The following is an 18,061-nucleotide window of genomic DNA, read 5'->3' as shown; positions in this document are numbered from 1 at the left end:
AACATTGCGCTCCGACTCAACCCGGCCCGGTCACTCCCCTGTCTTGTTATGAAGCCGACACCGCAGGTGCAGGCTTGCAATCAAGGGGCAGCAACAGGCGATGGCAAGGAGCAGGCCCCGATGGCCACGATTCGCGAACGCAACAAACGCCTGATCATCAAGACCGCCTGCCAGGTGTTTGCCGACAAGGGCTTCGCCGCGACCAAGACCAGCGACATCGCCGACCAGGCCGGCCTGCCCAAAGCCAATATCTACTATTACTTCAAATCCAAGGAAGCGCTGTACCGCGCCGTACTGGAGAGCATCATCGATCCGCTGCTGCAGGCCTACAGCTCATTTCATTCCGAGCATGAGCCGGCGCGGGCACTCGAGGCCTACATCAAGGCCAAGATCCGCATCTCCCGCGAGCATGCGGATGCTTCAAAGGTCTTTGCCAGCGAGATCATGCACGGGGCACCACACCTGTCGTCCGGCAGTCTCGAGCAGCTGAAGGCCGAAGCCGAACGCAGTATCGAGCGGATCCGCCAATGGATCGAAGAGGGCCTAATGGCACCGGTAGACCCTCACCACCTGATGTTCACCATCTGGGCCTCGACCCAGACCTACGCCGATTTCGACTGGCAGATCATACAGATCACCGGTCGCCGCAAGCTGACTGCGAAGGATTACGACAGCGCCGCCCGCCTGATCACCGACCTGGTTCTCAAGGGCTGTGAAGTCCAGAAGGCAGAGGACACCTGAACGGCCCGGCTCCGCCATGACAGCCATGAATGACTTGACGCCAGGGTCCGATTTCTGTTTTTGTACCCATAACTGTTCACAATTATGGGTATGCTTTAATGACAAAGATAAGAATCCACGCCGGCAATCTCAGCTTCGAGGCCAGCCTCAACGACTCGGCGACAGCTGACGCCATTCTGGAATGCCTTCCGATCGACGGCCATGTCAATGTCTGGGGTGACGAGATCTATTTCCGTATTCCGCTGGCGCTGGACGAAGCGCCCGAGGCCCGGGACGAAGTCGGCACAGGCGATCTGGCCTACTGGCCGCCGGGCAACGCTTTCTGCATATTCTTTGGCCCCACACCCGCCAGCCTCGACCAGGAACCACGGGCAGCCAGTCCGGTAAACCTGTTCGGGCATACCGCCGCCACCCCCGCCCAGTTGCGTCTTATCGCCGATGGAAGCCCCATCAGGGTCGAACTCGCGGACAGTTGAATCGACGAGCCCCGGGACTCGGCCAGGGGCTTCGCAATTTTTTGGTTCATCGCGCTTTAACGGAAAAGGCGTAATTCGTAGGATGGGTGGAACGACGCTTGGGCACGGTACATCCGCCCCTGAGGCAGCCAAGGCGTCGTGTAACCCATCGTGAGGTGTCAGTTCAGCACCGCACAAGCCGGAGCCCTTGATGGTTACGCCGTAACAAATTCGCTGCGCACAGTAAACAAAGTGCCATTGCGGCTTCACCCATCCTACAGTTTGGTGGCCTGTTTTCACTCTAGTTTGCGAAGAACCTTTTTTTGGGGGCAGCCCCTCAGAGACCGTTGTCGGCCTGCAGACCCGCGGCCTCGACACCGGCAACGGCGCAGAGCTCATCGATATCCGACGTATCGCCGCTGATACCGACAGCCCCGATAATGCGGGCGTCGCCATCGCGTATCAGCACTCCGCCCGGCACCGGCACCAGCCGCCCCTGGGCAAGCGTGTTGACCGCACCGATAAAGGCCGGGCGCTGTTCGGCATCAGCCGCCAGTGCACGCGAGGGCTTGCCAAGGGCGACCGCCCCCAGGCCTTGGCGGTCGCGATGTCCGGTCGCAGCAAACTGCTGCCATCTTCCCGTTGCAGCGAAATCAGCTGACCGGCCGGATCCAGTACCGCGACAGTCAATGGCGCCGCCGACAGCTCCCGTCCCTTTTTCAGGGCCGCTATCGTGATATCCAGTGCCTTCTCAAGATTCAGAATCGTCATAGCACATCTCCTCAGTTGGTAAATAAAACTGCAGGGCCATCCGTCGCGCGATCGCTCGATCCGCACAACCAATCGCCAAAATCTCTGGTCATGGTGCGTGCCTGCCCCCGGGCCGTTACCGACAGCGAAGGCCATTCTCACGCAATGCAGCGGGCGAATCTCTATGTATTCATAAATAGGTAAAAACCAGTACAAAAAACCCTTACATGTACTTTAGAGATACCACCAAACCCCTCCATCTATAGCTTAGGGCGGGAAAAACTCAAACAATTTATTTATTTTTTTGTATACATTATTTTACCGCACGAAAAAATAGTTCACATAACATGCTGTTTTAGTTTGTTTTTTTGCAGACGCGAAAGGATTGACGTCATAAAACAAGGGTATTGACCTTCGGGTCAGCTAATGCCTAGAATCAATCAAATAATTTTTGTACACAATCTTTATCACTAAAGGGGCACAAAAAATGGCCAAGATGAGAGCGATCGAGGCAGCCGTCGAGGTTCTGAAGCGTGAAGGCATCGACACCGCCTTCGGCCTGCCGGGCGCAGCGATCAACCCGATGTATGCCGCGATGAAATCACTCGGCGGCATCGACCATGTGCTGGCGCGCCACGTCGAGGGCGCCTCCCACATGGCCGAGGGCTACACCCGCGCCAACCCCGGCAACATCGGCGTCTGTATCGGTACCTCGGGTCCGGCCGGCACCGACATGATCACCGGTCTCTACTCGGCGTCCGCCGACTCCATCCCGATCCTCTGCATCACCGGCCAGGCCCCCGTGCCCGCCTGCACAAGGAGGATTTCCAGGCCGTCGATATTGCCAGCATCGCCCAGCCCGTCACCAAGTGGGCCACCACCGTGCTCGAACCCGCCCAGGTGCCCTGGGTGTTCCAGAAGGCGTTCCAGGAGATGCGCTCCGGCCGTCCGGGCCCGGTGCTGATCGACCTGCCGTTCGATGTGCAGATGGCCGAGATCGAGTTCGACATCGACACCTACGCGCCGCTGCCGGTGGTCAAGCCGACCGCCACCCGCAAACAGGTCGAGAAGGCGCTGCAGATGCTCAACGCGGCCGAGCGGCCGCTGCTGGTCGCCGGCGGCGGCATCATCAACGCCAACGCCTCCGACAAGCTGGTCGAGTTCGCCGAACTCACCGGCATCCCGGTGATCCCGACCCTGATGGGCTGGGGCACCATCCCCGACGACCACCCGCAGATGGTCGGCATGTGCGGCCTGCAGACCGCGCACCGCTACGGCAACGCGACGATGCTGGCCTCGGATCTGGTGCTCGGCATCGGCAACCGCTGGGCCAACCGCCACACCGGCTCCGTCGAGGTCTACACCGAGAACCGGACCTTCATCCACGTCGACATCGAGCCGACCCAGATCGGCCGCGTCTTCATGCCCGACTACGGCATTGCATCCGATGCCGGTGCCGCGCTGGAGCTCTTTATCGACGTCGCCCGCGAGTGGAAGCAGGCCGGCAAGCTGGCGGATCGCCGCCCGTGGCTCGAGGAGTGTCAGGAACGCAAGCGCAGGCTGCAGCGCAAGACCCACTTCGACAATGTCCCGGTCAAGCCGCAGCGCGTCTACGAGGAGATGAACAAGGCCTTCGGCAAGGACACCTGTTATGTCAGCACCATCGGACTGTCGCAGATTGCCGCCGCGCAATTCCTCCACGTCTACAAGCCGCGCCACTGGATCAACTGCGGCCAGGCCGGCCCCTCGGCTGGACCATCCCGGCCGCGCTGGGCGTCGTCAAAGCCGATCCCAAGCGGCCGGTGGTGGCGCTCTCGGGCGACTACGACTTCCAGTTCATGATCGAGGAGCTGGCGGTCGGCGCCCAGTTCAACCTGCCCTACATCCACGTGCTGGTGAACAACTCCTACCTGGGGCTGATCCGCCAGGCGCAGCGCGGCTTCGACATGGACTACTGCGTCCAGCTGGCGTTCGACAACCAGAACGCGCCGGAACTCGAAGGCTACGGTGTCGACCACGTCGCCGTCGTCGAGGGGCTGGGCTGCAAGGCGATCCGCGTGCGCGAGCCGGACCAGATCCTGCCGGCGCTGAACCAGGCCAAGGAGCTGATGCAGGCCCACCGGGTGCCGGTCGTCGTCGAGGTGATCCTCGAGAAGGTGACCAATATCTCGATGGGCACCGAGATCAACGCCATCAACGAGTTCGAGGACCTGGCCGAGCGCGGCGAAGACGCCCCGACGGCGATTTCGCTGCTGGATTGAGGTTTTAACCACCGTAGGAGCGCCGCCCCGGTGCGAATATTTTGGCTCCGTGGCCCATTCGCTGCGAGGCGCAGCTCCTACGCGCAATCAGACATTGAGGTGAATGCAATGCCCCGCTTTTGCGCCAACCTGTCGATGCTCTTCACCGAGCACGACTTTCTCGACCGCTTCGAGGCGGCCGCCAAGGCCGGCTTCGAGGGTGTCGAGTACCTGTTCCCGTACGATTTCGACGTTGACGAGATCAAGGCGAAGCTCGACGCCCACAACCTGACCCAGGTGCTGTTCAACCTGCCGGCCGGCGACTGGGCCGGCGGCGAGCGCGGCATCGCCTGCCACCCGGACCGCATCGAGGAATTCCGTTCAGGTGTCGACCAGGCCATCCGCTATGCCCGGGTGCTCGGCAACGGCCAGGTCAACTGCCTGGCCGGTATCAAGCCTGCGGACGTCAGCGACGCAGTCGCCGAAGAGACCCTGGTCGAGAACCTCCGGTACGCCGCCGGCAAGCTCGAGCAGGCCGGCATCCGCCTGGTGATGGAGGCGATCAATACCCGCGACATTCCGGGCTTCTTCCTCAACAACACCGCTCAGGCGCTGCGCATTCGCGACAAGGTTGGCAGCGACAACCTGGCGCTGCAGTACGACATCTACCATATGCAGATCATGGAGGGCGATATCTGCCCGACGCTGGAAGCCAACCTGTCGGCAATCCAGCATGTGCAGCTGGCCGACAACCCGGGCCGTCACGAGCCGGGGACCGGCGAGCTGAACTACCGCTTCATCTTCGGCTTCCTCGACCAGCTCGGCTACGACGGCTGGATCGGCTGCGAATACAAGCCGGCCACCAGCACCGAAGCCGGTCTGCACTGGATGAAAGATCACAACATCGTTTGAACCACACACCCGTAGGAGCGCCGCCCCGGTGCGAATCTTTTGGCAGAGTGCCATCGATATTCGCTGCGAGGCGCAGCTCCTACGGGGAGTTACCCGTTACGGAGGCTAATCAATGGCAAAAATCGGATTTATCGGCACCGGCATCATGGGCAAGCCGATGGCTCAGCACCTGCAGAACGCCGGCCATACCCTGTTCTTCTCGGAACACTTCGACCCCGCTCCGGCCGACCTGCTGGGCGACAACGGCATCGCCCTGGCCAACCCGAAAGAGGTCGCTCAGGAGGCCGAATTCATCATTCTGATGGTGCCGGACACCCCCAGGTCGAGGACGTGCTGTTCCGTGAGAACGGCGTCGCCGAAGGCGTCGGCGCCGGCAAGGTCGTGATCGACATGAGTTCGATCTCACCGATCGCCACCAAGGGCTTCGCCGAACGCATCAAGGCCACCGGCGCCGAGTACCTGGACGCTCCGGTTTCCGGCGGCGAAGTCGGCGCCAAGGCCGCGACCCTGACCATCATGGTCGGCGGCTCGGAAGCGGCTTTCGAACGCGCCAGGCCGCTGTTCGAGACGATGGGCAAGAACATCACCCTGGTCGGCGGCAACGGCGACGGTCAGACCACCAAGGTCGCCAACCAGATCATCGTCGCGCTGAACATCCAGGCCGTCGGCGAAGCGCTGCTGTTCGCGTCGAAGGCCGGCGCGGATCCTGCCAAGGTACGCGAAGCCCTGATGGGCGGTTTCGCCTCGTCGAAGATCCTCGAGGTGCACGGCGAGCGCATGGTCAAGGGCACTTTCGAACCGGGCTTCCGCATCGCGCTGCACCAGAAGGACCTGAACCTGGCACTGTCCGGTGCCCGGGAGCTGGCACTGAACCTGCCGAACACCGCCACGGCGCAGCAGATTTTCAGCACCTGCACCGCGCTCGGCGGCGCCGGCTGGGATCATTCCGGCATGATCAAGGGTTTGGAGCACATGTCCAACCACAGCATCCGGGGGAATAACCCCTTGAGCTACCCCTGTGGGAGCTCGCTCTGCGGGCGAATGAGACCGACCGCACCGCCTTTCGCCCGGCGACCAGGCTCCCGCAGTCAACGCATCGAGAAAGCGTTCACGGCTGCGCTGAATCAACCCACAAGGATCTGATTGAGTGTGACTGCTTGGGTTCGGGGCCGGTCTGCCGGTTGCCGCGTTTTCCGTTGACGCTGCAACCGAGTGCCCCGAACCTGTTTTTTATCCCTTCGGCGACGACAGTTCTGAGCCCTGAATCCGGCCCGCAGGTTCAGCGCCGAGCACTGTTTCCGCGCTTCGCGGCCCCGGTCATACCATGAGCCCCCAAGCCGGACCCGACAATGGCACGACTTCCGGTCCATACTGGTATGACAGACCGACAGAAATTCATATAGCCGCGTTCTAATCAGTCGCCCATAATCCATTTCGCCTTTCTTCGAGGAATCCCGTATGGCGCCCGATAAGAAAACCAAGATTCTCGCAACCCTTGGCCCCGCCACCCGGGGCCCGGAGGACGTCCGCGCCCTGGTCGAAGCCGGGGTCAACCTCTTCCGTCTCAATTTCAGCCACGGCAGCCACGACGACCATGCAGAGCGTTATCGCTGGATCCGTGAAGTCGAGCAGCAGCAGGGCTATCCGCTTGGCATCCTGATGGACCTGCAGGGACCGAAGCTACGCCTGGGCACTTTTGCCGACGGCAGGATCCAGCTGGCCGCGGGTGACCGCATCCGCCTGGACCTGGATCCGACGCCGGGCAATGGGCAGCGGGTCAATCTTCCCCACCCCGAGATCATCGCTGCCCTTCGTCCCGGCATGTCGCTGTTGATCGACGATGGCCGGGTACGCCTGGTCGTCCTCGAGGCCAACCGGGACAACATCCTCGCCGAAGCCGAAAATGCCGGCGAGCTGTCGGACCGCAAGGGGGTCAACGTTCCGGAAGCAGTGCTCGAGCTGAGTCCGCTGACCGAAAAGGACCGCCGTGACCTGGAGTTCGGCCTCGGCCTCGGAGTCGACTGGGTTGCGCTATCCTTTGTGCAGCGTCCGGCCGACATCGAGGAAGCCCGCAAGCTTATCGGCGACCGGGCCTTTCTGATGGCCAAAATCGAGAAGCCGACCGCCGTCGACCAGATCGAGGCGATTGCCGAGCTGTCCGACGCGATCATGGTTGCCCGCGGCGATCTGGGCGTCGAGGTGCCGGCCGAGCACGTGCCCGGCATTCAAAAACGCATTATCCAGTGCTGTCGCGAACTCGGCCGGCCCGTCGTGGTCGCGACCCAGATGCTGGAGTCGATGCGCTTCTCGCCGGCACCGACCCGCGCCGAAGTGACCGATGTCGCCAACGCCGTTTCGGAAGGCACCGATGCGGTGATGCTGTCGGCCGAAACCGCCTCGGGCGACTATCCGCTCGAAGCGGTGCGGATGATGAGCAGCATCATCCGCACCACCGAGTCCGATCCCGGCTTCCAGGCTCAGCTCGACGCCGGCCGGCCCCTTCCCGGGCCACCGTATCCGACGCGATCAGTTGCGCCATCCGCCGAATCAGCCGCATCCTGCCGGTCGCGGTACTGGTCTGCTTCACCAATTCCGGCGCCACCAGCCTGCGCGCCTCGCGCGAGCGCCCCAAAGCGCCGATCCTGACGCTGACACCGAACCTGAAGACAGCCCGCCAGCTGACCGTCGCCTGGGGCGTCTACTCCCAGGTCAGCGACCGCTTCAACAGCGTCGACGAGATCGCCCGTACCGCCCTCGAGGAGGCCCGCAAGCGCGAAATGGCCCACCCGGGCGATACCGTCGTGATTACCGCCGGCGCGCCCTTCGGCTCCCCCGGCTCGACCAATCTGCTGAGGATCGAAACCCTTTAGCAATTCGGTTAATTTGTGTCGGCGGGCAGGTTATCGGGCGAATCGCATGCGGAAGGTTGCACCCAACCGTCCAAATCCCCCGGACCGGAGGGTGGGTGCAGCGATGTCTGGCAGCGGGATTGACGGTTTCCGCGAGGCTCAAGCATCGCGAAACCCGCCATATCGATCGCAGTACAGATCGATTGGTAAAGACCTGCACCTGGTTATCAGGTCACGGCCAGCCAGGTTTCGGTGCCAGTCTGACACCATTGTTGGGTTACGGCCGTTCCGGCCTTCACCCAACCTACGTCTCGATTCTATTCGCCCGGGGGACCGGGCTCCTACGCTACCTTGTGAGCATCACTGCTGTGGATAAACCCTACTCCGCTCGCTACTGGCTTGACGCACTCCTGCACGGCTTCAGTCAGATCTTCTTTCAGACCAGCCGCTGCTGCGGCCTGCTGCTGCTGCTGGCCATCGGCCTGGAATCGCCGTTTCTGCTGATGGCGGGGCTCACCGGCTGCATCATCGCGCAGTTCAGCGCAGGTCTCTGCGGCTACGAGGCGGATCGCATCCGGGCGGGGCATTACGGTTACAACGGCGCCCTGATCGGCCTGGGTCTCGGCACCCTGCTGGGCCTGACCCCCGTCTCGCTGCTACTGGTCGCCCTGTTCTCGGTGCTAAGCGCACCGCTGATGGAGTGGCAGATCCGACGCTGGAGTCTCCCTCCGTACACCTCGACGTTCGTGCTGCTGAGCTGGTGCGCCCTGGCCGTCGCACCGCTGTTCCCGCTGGCACCGGCAACGCCGCTGCCAACCGCCACTTCACTGGAACTGCTGCCCCTGCCGGCAACAGCTGTGATCCAGGGACTGGGGCAGGTGATCTTCCTGACCTCGCCGCTGCCAGCCCTGCTGGTACTCGTAGCCCTGGCCTGGGCCTCGCGACGGGACTGCGCCTCGGCCCTGGCCGGCGCCCTGTGCGGCACCCTGGTGGCGACACAGCTGCCCGTATCCGGTCTCGACCTGCAGCTGGGGCTCTATGGTTTCAATGGTGCCCTGGCCGCCATTGCCCTGGCTCAGCGCTTCGGCCACCAGCCGCTGCTGATCCTTGCCGGCGCCGCCTTGGCGACCTTGCTGCAGCCGCTGCTGTCCGTCGCCGGGGTACCCGCCTTCACGGCCCCCTTCATGCTCAGCTGCTGGCTGATATGCCTGCTGGCGGAGTCGATCAGCCCCCGCCAGCCGCAGGTACCCTAGGAGTCTGTCGGACTTTCCCTCGCTACGATCGGCTAAGTCAGACAGGTTCCTGGGCGCGCGACAGCGCGAGCCGGGCGTTGTTGCGCATCAACAGCGCACTGATCGTCGCGTAAAGTCCGATCACCACCAGCCCGATCCACTCGATCTTCAGCGGCGTGAACTGGAACAGCAGTACCAGCCCGTACATCAGCAGCCAGTTGCCGACGATATAGGGATAGAAGCCGAAGCGTTCGACACTGACGCCGAGGTTGGTGGTGTAGAGCCGGATCAACGAATCGAGCGAGTTGATCACGAAGATCACGCCAACCACCAGCATCGCCAGCTTCAGGGCCGCACTCATCGCCAGTGCCTGCTCGAAATAGAAGTAAAGCACCGAGAACCAGATGGCGATCGGGATCGACGGGATGACCAGCATCGCCAGGCACAGCTGCCAGGCCCGGAGACCGCCGACGAAACGGGCAACGAACTGACCGATCATGATGCTCCAGGAAAACCACCAGAACAGATAGAAGGCATGGTAGTCGCTCAGCGGCGTGACGAAGCGGTGCAGGTTGCCGAAATAGCCCGACAGACTGACCAGGCTATCGGAGAAGGCCGAGGCTCCCATACCGGCATTCAGCGCCAGCAGTCCTATCAGCGCGAAGAACAGCCAGGTCGAGCCGATGCTGAGCCACTTTACATAGCGCACATCCGAGCTGGAAAACACCGCCAGCAGCACCACCGCGGCGGTCAGGCCGTAACGCAGCGGTTCGGATATCCCCTGGGCGTAATCGGGCAGGTAGCTGAGAAACAGAAAACCGGTGAAGGCGCAGGTACCGATGATCACCAGGTTGTTGACGAACTTGATCAGCGGGATCTCGAACAGCTTCAGTCGCGGCTCGACGATGACGAAGTAGAAGGTGGTGAGGAAATAGAACGCCCAGACCAGGAAGCCCCAGAAGCCGAACTCGATCGCCAGCGGGTTGGTGAAGGCATAGGCCGCCTCGTCGGCATAGACCGGGAATTCACCGAGGGGAAACATCACCAGGCCGACATCGAGACCGGAGGTGAAAAGAATTGCCATGAAGGCGAACAGCGAGGTGGGCATTTCCCCTGGCAGCGCAATCGCCCCCAGCGCAGCAGGATCAGGGTTGCCATCAGCAGGGTCGCGATGATGGCGCATGAGAGTATGGTATTCATGTTGGGTCCTCCGGATGTTGAGGGAGTTCGACACGACCCTGGGCCCGGAGGCCACGGCAATGGAAAAGGCGGTCGGTCTTGTCCCGGAAAGACATCCTTAGTTATTTTTAGTTAATTGGACGTTTAATCAATTTAAATATCGTGCATGACTCCTTTCAGCGCTGCTCCGGTTGCGGCCTGCGCCATTCCATTTGCGACCTGTGATATTCAGGCGGGCGGAGCCTCACTGTTGAAGCTCCTGCCGAAAACAACGATCATGACCCGCCTACAGACGTTAAGGACAGGACATGCCCAAGGTCGGAATGCAGCCGATTCGGCGCAAGCAGTTGATCGAAGCCACCGCCGCGGCCATTCACCGGTACGGTTACGCCAACACCACCGTCGCGCGGATCAGCAAGATCGCCGGCGTTTCCCCCGGGATCATCCATCATTACTTCGACGGCAAGGCGGACCTGCTGGCCGAGACCATGCGTCAGCTGATGCGCCAGCTGAGCGAAGACATCTACGAGGCCTGGCGCCAGGCCAGTACCCCGAGGGCGCGCATTGCCGCCATCATCGACGGCAACTTCTCCGATACCCAGTTCGCTCCTGAGGTCGTCACCTGCTGGCTGGCGTTCTGGGCCGAAACGCCCCACGACGAGAGCCTGAGCCGGCTGTCGCGCGTCCGCGGTGCACGGCTGCGCTCCAACCTGCTGTACAACTTCCGTCAGTTGCTGCCGGCCGACGAGGCCGGCGACGCCGCGCTGACCATGGCCTCGATGATCGACGGCCTCTGGATCAACTGCGCTCTGGGCACCCTGGCCGCCGATGCGACGACCGCCCGACGGCAGGCTCATCGCACACTGCAGTGGCTGCTGCACGAGAATCTCTGATCAGGCGCAGTCGCGCGCTTCGCCGCGCTGCGGCGGGTTGAGCCGCTGACGCTGCTGCCATTCGGCATCGATCCAGACCGGTACTCCGGCTTCCGGCAGCGGCGACCGGCCCAGAATCAGGTCGGCGGCCTTTTCCGCGACCATGATGGTCGGCGCGTTGAGATTGCCGTTGGTGATCGTCGGAAATACCGATGAATCCACCACCCTCAGACCCTCGATACCCCTGACCCGGCACTCGGCATCGAGCACCGCCATAGGGTCGTCGTCCGCACCGATCTTGCAGGTACAGGAGGGGTGGTAGGCACTTTCGACGTTCTGTCGCACCCAGGCATCGATCTGCTCGTCCGACTGGATATCGGCACCCGGCTGGATCTCGTCGCCGCGATAGGCATCGAAAGCCGGCTGGGCGATGATCTCGCGGGTCAGCCGGATCACGGCGCGCCAGTCTTCGATATCCTGCTTGTGCTGCAGATAGTTGAACAGAATGCTGGGGTTGGCATGCGGATCCGCCGAGACGATGCGAACCCGTCCGCGGCTCTTCGGCTTGTTCGGACCGACATGAACCTGGAAACCGTGCCCGTCGAACGCCGCCTGACCGTCGTAGCGCATCGCCGCCGGCAGGAAGTGATACTGAATATCGGGCCATTTAAGCCCGGCCCGGGAACGGATAAAGGCGCAGGACTCGAAGTGGTTGGTTGCGCCGAGCCCCGTCTTGAACAGCATCCAGCGACTGCCGATCAGTCCCTTGCTGATCAGGCCCAGTTTGCTGTTCAGCGAAATCGGCTGCTTGCAACGGTACTGGAAGTAGACCTCGAGATGATCCTGCAGGTTCTCGCCGACGCCGGGAAGCTCGTGCAGCAACGGCACGCCGGCGTCTTCCAGCACCGGCGCGGCCCGATCCCGGACAGCTGCAGCAGCATCGGGGAGCCGATGGAGCCCGATGCCAGCAGCACTTCGCGTCCGGCCGTCACGCGCTTCCTTTGACCACCGACCTCGTACTCGACCCCAACCGCACGCCTGCCCTCGAACAGGACTCGGCGTGTCTGCGCCTTCGCTACCAGATCGAGGTTCGGCCGCCCCAGGGCACGGCGCAGGTAGGCATTGGCCGTCGACCAGCGCACGCCATCCTTCACCGTCATGTGCATCGGGCCGAAGCCTTCCTGCCGGTAGCCGTTGTAGTCGTCGGTCTTCGGATAGCCCGCCTCTTCACCCGCGTCGATAAAGGCCTGGTACAGCGGGTTCAGACGCATGTCGTTGCCATTGCAGGTAGCCAGAGGCCCCTCGCCGCCACGGTAGTCGTCGGCGCCACCTTTCCAGGTCTCGGCGCGGCGAAAATACGGCAGGCAGCGCTGATAGCTCCAGCCTTTCGCACCCTGCTGCTCCCACTCGTCGAAGTCGCAGGCATGTCCACGCACATAGACCATGCCATTGATCGACGAGGAACCGCCCAGTACGCGACCGCGCGGGCAATGCAGCCGGCGGCTGTCGATACCCGGCTCAGGCTCCGACTCGAAGGGCCAGCTGTATTTCGGCGTGTTCATCGGATAGGACAGCGCCGTCGGCATCTGGATGAAGATGCTCCTGTCGCTGCCTCCGGCCTCGATCAGCAATACCCGGTGCTCGCCGCTTTCCGTCAGACGGTCGGCCAGTACACAGCCGGCCGAACCGGCACCCACGATGATGTAGTCATAGCTCTGTTGCGACATCTTGCCTCTCCCCGGGTAACGCCGATATCAGCCTCTCAGGCGACCGCGGCAGACCCGTTTTGCCGGTTTTATCAGTACAGGATATAACCACCTTAATCTATTTTAATTAAACGTTCAATCAACTTAAATTCAGATACCGATGCCAACGACGCCGTGCATGGCGCGAAACCGATCCCTTGCGGCCCGGCCGATCCGGTGCTAACTTGCCTGGGCCCGTCGACGATCACGGATCGTCGGTGAAGCCTCTCCACCCCTATTGCTGGACCCGATCCATGTACAGAGCAGCAGCGACTTACAGTGCGACCCACCGTCCGGCCAGACCGCCGGCGACGGCCGTACTGCGCATGCGCCACTGCTCTCCCCCACCGGTCGCACCGCCCCCCGGGGCCTGAACTCAAGCCGGGGACTCCGGCCAATCCGTCTTCCCGATCCCTGCCGGGTACCGGAACGACGACGGAGTCCGCAGACAATCTTGAAAGGTGTGACATCCATGAACGACGACAGAAACGTCTGGGCCGCCTATGGCTCGACATCGCTTTTCGTGTTGCTCTGGGCCAGCGGCGCCATTTTCACCCGCTGGGGCCTGGACCATGCATCCTCTTTCGCCTTTTTGATCTTCCGCTTCGTCCTAGCCATCGTGGTGCTGGGCTTGGTGGGAATCTGGTATCGACGGCGCCTCGCCCCCGGGCCGGCAGCCGCGTCCGGGTCGGACTGACTGGGCTGTTGCTGATCGGCGGCTATTCGATCTGCTATTTCTCGGCGCTTGAAGAGGGGATGACGCCGGGCATGCTGGCGACACTTCTGGGTATCCAGCCGATTCTGACTCTGGTGCTGACGGAGCGGCGATTACAGGCCGCACGCTTGGCCGGATTGGTGCTGGCGCTCGCCGGACTGGTGCTGGTGGTCTATCAAAGCCTCGTGATGACACGGTTGTCCGCCGGCGGCTTGGGCTTCGCACTCGGGGCCCTGCTCTGCATGACGGCAGGCGCGATCATGCAGAAAGGTCTCAAGCAGTCGCCGGGCGAGGTATTGTTGCTGCAGTACGGCGCAAGCCTGGTACTCTGCCTGCTGCTGCTGCCGTTCAAGCCGTTCGAGTTCGAGCTGACAGCCGGCTTCCTGGTGCCGCTGCTCTGGCTCGGGCTGGTGATCTCCGTGGTCGCGCAACTGCTGCTCTACCGCCTTATCCAGACCGGCAGCCTGGTCAATGTCACCAGCCTGTTCTACCTGGTGCCGGTGGCCACCGCGGCGATGGATTACCTGTTTCTGGGCAATGCGCTGTCGGCGGGGAGCCTGGCCGGAATGGCTGCCATTCTGACCGGTCTCGTACTGGTGTTCAGGGCGGCGGCTCCGGTGGCGGGCACCTGAACCACGGATGCAGCACCGGCCACCATACAGATGGCAAAAGGCCCTGCATCATGCAGGGCCTTTCTCATTCGAAACCGGAGGTGCTTCAGACTCAGAACGGGATATCGTCGTCGAAATCGTCGAAGCCCGGCGCCGGCTGCTGCGGCTGTTGTTGCGGCTGCTGCGGCTGGGACTGGGGCTGCTGATAGCCACCCTGCTGCGGTGCCTGCTGGTAGCCACCCTGCTGAGGCGCCTGCTGCTGCGGACGCGGCTGACGCGGCTGCTGTGAATAGCCGCCGCCCGTGTCCTGGTTGTAGTTGTCACCGCCGCCGGAACCGCCACGGCCGCCGAGCATCTGCATTTCGCTGGCGACGATTTCGGTGGTGTAGCGGTCCTGACCGCTCTGGTCCTGCCACTTGCGGGTGCGCAGCGATCCCTCGACATAGACCTGCGAGCCCTTGCGCAGATACTCGCCGGCAATCTCCGCCAGCTTGTTGAAGAACACCACCCGGTGCCATTCGGTGCGCTCCTGCATCTGGCCGCTCTGCTTGTCCTTCCAGCTCTCGCTGGTTGCCAGGGTGACGTTGGTGACCGCGTTGCCGGAGGGCATGTAGCGCACTTCCGGATCGCCGCCGAGATTACCTACCAGTATTACCTTGTTGATACCGCGTGCCATCGGATTCTCCACTCAATTCTGCGTGGCCTGCCGCGTCCATCGACAGGCTTTTACGTTAGCCGTGAAGGATATCACAAGCCGCTCCCGGCTTCTCCAGAAAGCCGCTTTTTCTTGCCTCACCGCACCGACTGTGCAATCCCTTTCAGCCCGGTGTTGGCTGGCCGGCGAACACTATATAATCAGGGGCTTTGGTCATTCCGTCGGGACGCTCTATGGACAAGATTCTGGTACGCGGCGCACGCACGCATAACCTGAAAAACATCGACCTGGAAATCCCCCGCGACAAGCTGGTGGTGATTACCGGGCTTTCCGGTTCCGGCAAGTCGTCGCTGGCGTTCGATACCCTCTATGCCGAGGGCCAGCGCCGCTACGTCGAGTCGCTGTCGACCTATGCCCGCCAGTTCCTCTCGGTGATGGAGAAGCCCGATGTCGATCATATCGAGGGGCTGTCGCCGGCGATTTCGATCGAGCAGAAATCGACGTCGCACAACCCCCGCTCGACGGTGGGGACCATCACCGAGATCTACGACTACCTGCGTCTGCTGTACGCCCGCGCCGGCGAGCCGCGCTGTCCGGACCACGACCTGCCCCTGGCGGCCCAGACCGTGAGTCAGATGGTCGATCAGGTGATGGCCATGCCGGAAGGCAGCAAGTTGATGCTGCTGGCACCGGTGATACAGGGCCGCAAGGGCGAACACCTGCATGTGCTGAACGAGCTGCGCACCCAGGGCTTCGTGCGGGCGCGCATCGACGGCATCGTCACCGATCTGGACAGCGCGCCTGACCTCGACAAGAATCGCAAGCACGACATCGAGGTGGTGATCGACCGCTTCAAGGTGCGCGAGGATCTCGCCACCCGCCTGGCCGAATCCTTCGAGACCGCGCTTGAGCTGACCGACGGTCTGGCCAAGGTGGCCTGGATGGATGGCGACGGCGAGGACCTGATCTTCTCGGCCCGCTTCGCCTGCCCGGTCTGCGGCCACAGCATCCAGGAGCTGGAACCGCGGCTGTTCTCGTTCAACAACCCCCACGGCGCCTGTCCCAGCTGCGACGGCCTGGGCGTGCGGCAGTATTTCGATCCGCACAAGGTGGTCCATGACCCCAGCCTGACGCTGTCCGAAGGAGCCATCCGCGGCTGGGACCGCCGCAGCCTCTATTACTACCAGCAGCTGCAGGCGGTGGGCCGCCATGCCGGCTTCGACATGGATACCCCCTTCTTCAAGCTGGAGGAGCGGCATCGCAAGCTGATCCTGAACGGCAGCGGAAAGGAAAGCATACCCTTCCGTTACGTCAACGACCGCGGCGATACCATCGAGAAGGCGCACCCGTTCGAAGGGGTACTGAACAATCTCGAACGGCGCTATCGCGAGACAGAGTCGGAGATGGTGCGCGAGGACCTGGCCAAGTACCTCAACATGCAATCCTGCCCGTCCTGTCACGGCAGCCGTCTGCGTCGGGAAGCCCGTCACGTCTATATCGACGAGCGAACGCTGCCGGAAATCACCCGACTGGCGATCGGTGACAGCCACCGCTACTTCGAGGGCCTCAACCTGACCGGCAAGCAGGGCGAAATCGCCGACAAGATCCTCAAGGAGATCCGTCTGCGGCTGTCGTTTCTGGTCAATGTCGGCCTGGAGTACCTGTCGCTGGACCGCAATGCCGACACCCTCTCGGGCGGCGAAGCCCAGCGCATCCGCCTGGCCAGCCAGATCGGCGCCGGACTCGTCGGGGTCATGTACATCCTCGACGAGCCTTCGATCGGCCTGCACCAGCGCGACAACGAACGCCTGCTGCAGACGCTGGAGCACCTGCGCGATCTCGGCAACACCGTGATCGTCGTCGAGCATGACGAGGATGCCATCCGCCTGGCCGATTATGTCATCGATATCGGTCCCGGTGCCGGCGTCCACGGCGGCCAGGTCGTCGCCCAGGGCACCCCGGCCGAGGTCATGGCGAATCCCGAATCGATGACAGGCCAGTACCTCTGCGGCACCCGCCGGATCGAGGTACCGGCCCGGCGCCACCCGGTCGACCCGAAACGGCTGCTGCGCCTGACCGGCGCCCGCGGCAACAACCTCAAGGAGGTGGACCTGGAGATACCGGTCGGCCTCTTCACCTGCATCACCGGCGTCTCCGGCTCCGGCAAGTCGACACTGATCAACTCGACGCTCTATCCCGTCGCCGCCACCGAGCTGAATCATGCCACCACCCTCGATGCCGCCGAGCACCGCGCCGTCGAAGGTCTGGAGCATTTCGACAAGGTGATCGATATCGACCAGAGCCCGATCGGCCGCACGCCGCGCTCGAATCCGGCCACCTATACCGGAATCTTCACGCCGATCCGCGAGCTGTTCTCAGGCACCCAGGAAGCACGCTCGCGCGGCTACAAGCCGGGCCGCTTCAGTTTCAACGTCAAGGGCGGACGCTGCGAGGCCTGTCAGGGCGATGGCGTCATCAAGGTCGAGATGCACTTCCTGCCTGATATCTACGTGCCCTGCGACGTCTGCAAGGGCAAGCGCTACAACCGCGAGACGCTGGAAGTGAAGTACAAGGGGCGCAGCATCCACGAAGTACTGGAGATGACGGTCGAGGAAGGCCGGGAGTTCTTCGATGCGATCCCGGCGCTGGCGCGCCGGCTGCAGACACTGATCGACGTCGGCCTGTCCTATATCCGTCTCGGCCAGGCGGCGACGACGCTTTCGGGAGGTGAGGCCCAGCGCGTCAAGCTGGCCAAGGAGCTGTCGAAGCGCGATACCGGCAAGACCCTCTATATTCTCGACGAGCCCACCACCGGTCTGCACTTCTACGATATCCAGCAGCTGCTCAACGTCCTCAACCGCCTGCGCGATCACGGCAACAGCATCGTCGTGATCGAGCACAACCTGGACGTGATCAAGACGGCCGACTGGATCGTCGACCTGGGACCGGAAGGCGGCACCGGCGGCGGCGAAATCATCGCCACCGGCACCCCGGAGGAGGTCGCGGCCTGCGAACATTCGCACACCGGGCGGTTTTTGAAGCCGCTGCTCGAGGCACGGCCGCAGTCTGCGGCGGGTTAAGTCTCAGCACGGTGAGTCTCGCAGC

General features: G+C 62.7%; 13 protein-coding genes and 4 pseudogenes. 12 read left to right on the top strand and 5 right to left on the bottom strand.

What is annotated here, in order from left to right:
* The first annotated feature begins 120 nt into the window (after window positions 1-120).
* Window positions 121-741: a TetR/AcrR family transcriptional regulator gene (locus ACFQDL_RS13485; RefSeq protein WP_379909460.1), complete on the top strand. Its 621-nt coding sequence runs from the start codon at window positions 121-123 to the stop codon at window positions 739-741.
* A gap of 98 nt (window positions 742-839) precedes the next feature.
* On the top strand, window positions 840-1,217 hold the full coding sequence (locus ACFQDL_RS13480) for a cyclophilin-like fold protein (RefSeq protein ID WP_379909459.1): 378 nt from the start codon (window positions 840-842) through the stop codon (window positions 1,215-1,217).
* 316 nt (window positions 1,218-1,533) lie between these two features.
* On the opposite strand, the pseudogene ACFQDL_RS13470 reads toward ACFQDL_RS13480, so the two are convergent.
* A pseudogene (locus tag ACFQDL_RS13470) lies at window positions 1,534-1,967 on the bottom strand (GlcG/HbpS family heme-binding protein).
* Window positions 1,968-2,433: 466 nt separating this feature from the next.
* On the opposite strand from ACFQDL_RS13470, the pseudogene gcl reads away from it, so the two are divergent.
* From gcl to ACFQDL_RS13440, 6 genes and pseudogenes are all read left to right on the top strand, one after another.
* A pseudogene (gene gcl, locus ACFQDL_RS13465) lies at window positions 2,434-4,207 on the top strand (glyoxylate carboligase).
* 108 nt (window positions 4,208-4,315) lie between these two features.
* On the top strand, window positions 4,316-5,098 hold the full coding sequence (gene hyi, locus ACFQDL_RS13460; RefSeq protein ID WP_379909457.1) for a hydroxypyruvate isomerase: 783 nt from the start codon (window positions 4,316-4,318) through the stop codon (window positions 5,096-5,098).
* A 39-nt stretch (window positions 5,099-5,137) separates the two neighbouring features.
* A pseudogene (locus tag ACFQDL_RS13455) lies at window positions 5,138-6,241 on the top strand (2-hydroxy-3-oxopropionate reductase); the annotation flags it as partial.
* 315 nt (window positions 6,242-6,556) lie between these two features.
* Window positions 6,557-7,744 (top strand): pyruvate kinase, encoded by a 1,188-nt coding sequence (gene pyk / locus ACFQDL_RS13450; RefSeq protein ID WP_379909456.1) that lies wholly within the window; start codon window positions 6,557-6,559, stop codon window positions 7,742-7,744.
* Window positions 7,636-7,968, top strand: coding sequence for a pyruvate kinase alpha/beta domain-containing protein (locus ACFQDL_RS13445; RefSeq protein WP_379913070.1), 333 nt, complete (start codon window positions 7,636-7,638; stop codon window positions 7,966-7,968). The genes pyk and ACFQDL_RS13445 overlap by 109 nt, the downstream gene beginning before the upstream one ends.
* A 347-nt stretch (window positions 7,969-8,315) precedes the next feature.
* The gene (locus ACFQDL_RS13440) at window positions 8,316-9,200 is read left to right on the top strand and encodes an urea transporter (protein WP_379909455.1); all 885 of its coding nucleotides are present in this window, start codon (window positions 8,316-8,318) and stop codon (window positions 9,198-9,200) included.
* Between the two features lie 37 nt (window positions 9,201-9,237).
* Here ACFQDL_RS13440 and ACFQDL_RS13435 read toward each other — a convergent pair whose 3' ends face one another.
* The gene (locus ACFQDL_RS13435) at window positions 9,238-10,263 is read right to left on the bottom strand and encodes a BCCT family transporter (RefSeq protein WP_379909454.1); all 1,026 of its coding nucleotides are present in this window, start codon (window positions 10,261-10,263) and stop codon (window positions 9,238-9,240) included.
* Window positions 10,221-10,379 carry a hypothetical protein gene (locus ACFQDL_RS13430; protein WP_379909453.1) on the bottom strand — a complete coding sequence of 53 codons (159 nt, stop codon included), beginning with the start codon at window positions 10,377-10,379 and terminating at the stop codon, window positions 10,221-10,223. Before ACFQDL_RS13430 ends, ACFQDL_RS13435 begins: the two co-directional genes overlap by 43 nt.
* A 287-nt stretch (window positions 10,380-10,666) precedes the next feature.
* On the opposite strand from ACFQDL_RS13430, the gene betI reads away from it, so the two are divergent.
* Window positions 10,667-11,251, top strand: a complete 585-nt coding sequence (betI, locus tag ACFQDL_RS13425; protein WP_379909452.1) for a transcriptional regulator BetI — start codon at window positions 10,667-10,669, stop codon at window positions 11,249-11,251.
* Here betI and betA read toward each other — a convergent pair.
* Window positions 11,252-12,957 (bottom strand): annotated as a pseudogene (gene betA, locus ACFQDL_RS13420) (choline dehydrogenase).
* 490 nt (window positions 12,958-13,447) lie between these two features.
* On the opposite strand from betA, the gene ACFQDL_RS13415 reads away from it, so the two are divergent.
* Together ACFQDL_RS13415 and ACFQDL_RS13410 are read left to right on the top strand one after the other, a co-directional pair.
* Window positions 13,448-13,672: a hypothetical protein gene (locus tag ACFQDL_RS13415; RefSeq protein ID WP_379909451.1), complete on the top strand. Its 225-nt coding sequence runs from the start codon at window positions 13,448-13,450 to the stop codon at window positions 13,670-13,672.
* Between the two features lie 8 nt (window positions 13,673-13,680).
* Window positions 13,681-14,322 (top strand): EamA family transporter, encoded by a 642-nt coding sequence (locus ACFQDL_RS13410; RefSeq protein ID WP_379909449.1) that lies wholly within the window; start codon window positions 13,681-13,683, stop codon window positions 14,320-14,322.
* Between the two features lie 91 nt (window positions 14,323-14,413).
* On the opposite strand, the gene ssb is transcribed toward ACFQDL_RS13410, so the two are convergent.
* Window positions 14,414-14,977, bottom strand: coding sequence for a single-stranded DNA-binding protein (ssb, locus tag ACFQDL_RS13405; RefSeq protein ID WP_379909448.1), 564 nt, complete (start codon window positions 14,975-14,977; stop codon window positions 14,414-14,416).
* A 212-nt stretch (window positions 14,978-15,189) separates the two neighbouring features.
* Between ssb and uvrA the strand changes: the two genes are divergently transcribed.
* Complete coding sequence (gene uvrA / locus ACFQDL_RS13400; RefSeq protein WP_379909447.1) at window positions 15,190-18,036, top strand: excinuclease ABC subunit UvrA; 2,847 nt, start codon at window positions 15,190-15,192, stop codon at window positions 18,034-18,036.
* Window positions 18,037-18,061 lie beyond the last annotated feature (25 nt).

Source organism: Marinobacterium aestuariivivens, assembly GCF_042661465.1.
In the GTDB taxonomy this organism is placed as follows: domain Bacteria; phylum Pseudomonadota; class Gammaproteobacteria; order Pseudomonadales; family Balneatricaceae; genus Marinobacterium_A; species Marinobacterium_A aestuariivivens.
This window is presented reverse-complemented; position numbering and strand designations above follow the sequence as displayed.

Excerpts from the sequence above, each read along its gene's own strand:
- ACFQDL_RS13430 (WP_379909453.1), bottom strand. The coding sequence starts at position 10,379 with ATGAATACCATACTCTCATGCGCCATCATCGCGACCCTGCTGATGGCA.
- pyk (WP_379909456.1), top strand. The coding sequence starts at position 6,557 with ATGGCGCCCGATAAGAAAACCAAGATTCTCGCAACCCTTGGCCCCGCC.
- uvrA (WP_379909447.1), top strand. The coding sequence starts at position 15,190 with ATGGACAAGATTCTGGTACGCGGCGCACGCACGCATAACCTGAAAAAC.
- betI (WP_379909452.1), top strand. The coding sequence starts at position 10,667 with ATGCCCAAGGTCGGAATGCAGCCGATTCGGCGCAAGCAGTTGATCGAA.
- ACFQDL_RS13485 (WP_379909460.1), top strand. The coding sequence starts at position 121 with ATGGCCACGATTCGCGAACGCAACAAACGCCTGATCATCAAGACCGCC.
- ACFQDL_RS13435 (WP_379909454.1), bottom strand. The coding sequence starts at position 10,263 with ATGGCAATTCTTTTCACCTCCGGTCTCGATGTCGGCCTGGTGATGTTT.
- ssb (WP_379909448.1), bottom strand. The coding sequence starts at position 14,977 with ATGGCACGCGGTATCAACAAGGTAATACTGGTAGGTAATCTCGGCGGC.
- ACFQDL_RS13415 (WP_379909451.1), top strand. The coding sequence starts at position 13,448 with ATGAACGACGACAGAAACGTCTGGGCCGCCTATGGCTCGACATCGCTT.
- ACFQDL_RS13480 (WP_379909459.1), top strand. The coding sequence starts at position 840 with ATGACAAAGATAAGAATCCACGCCGGCAATCTCAGCTTCGAGGCCAGC.
- hyi (WP_379909457.1), top strand. The coding sequence starts at position 4,316 with ATGCCCCGCTTTTGCGCCAACCTGTCGATGCTCTTCACCGAGCACGAC.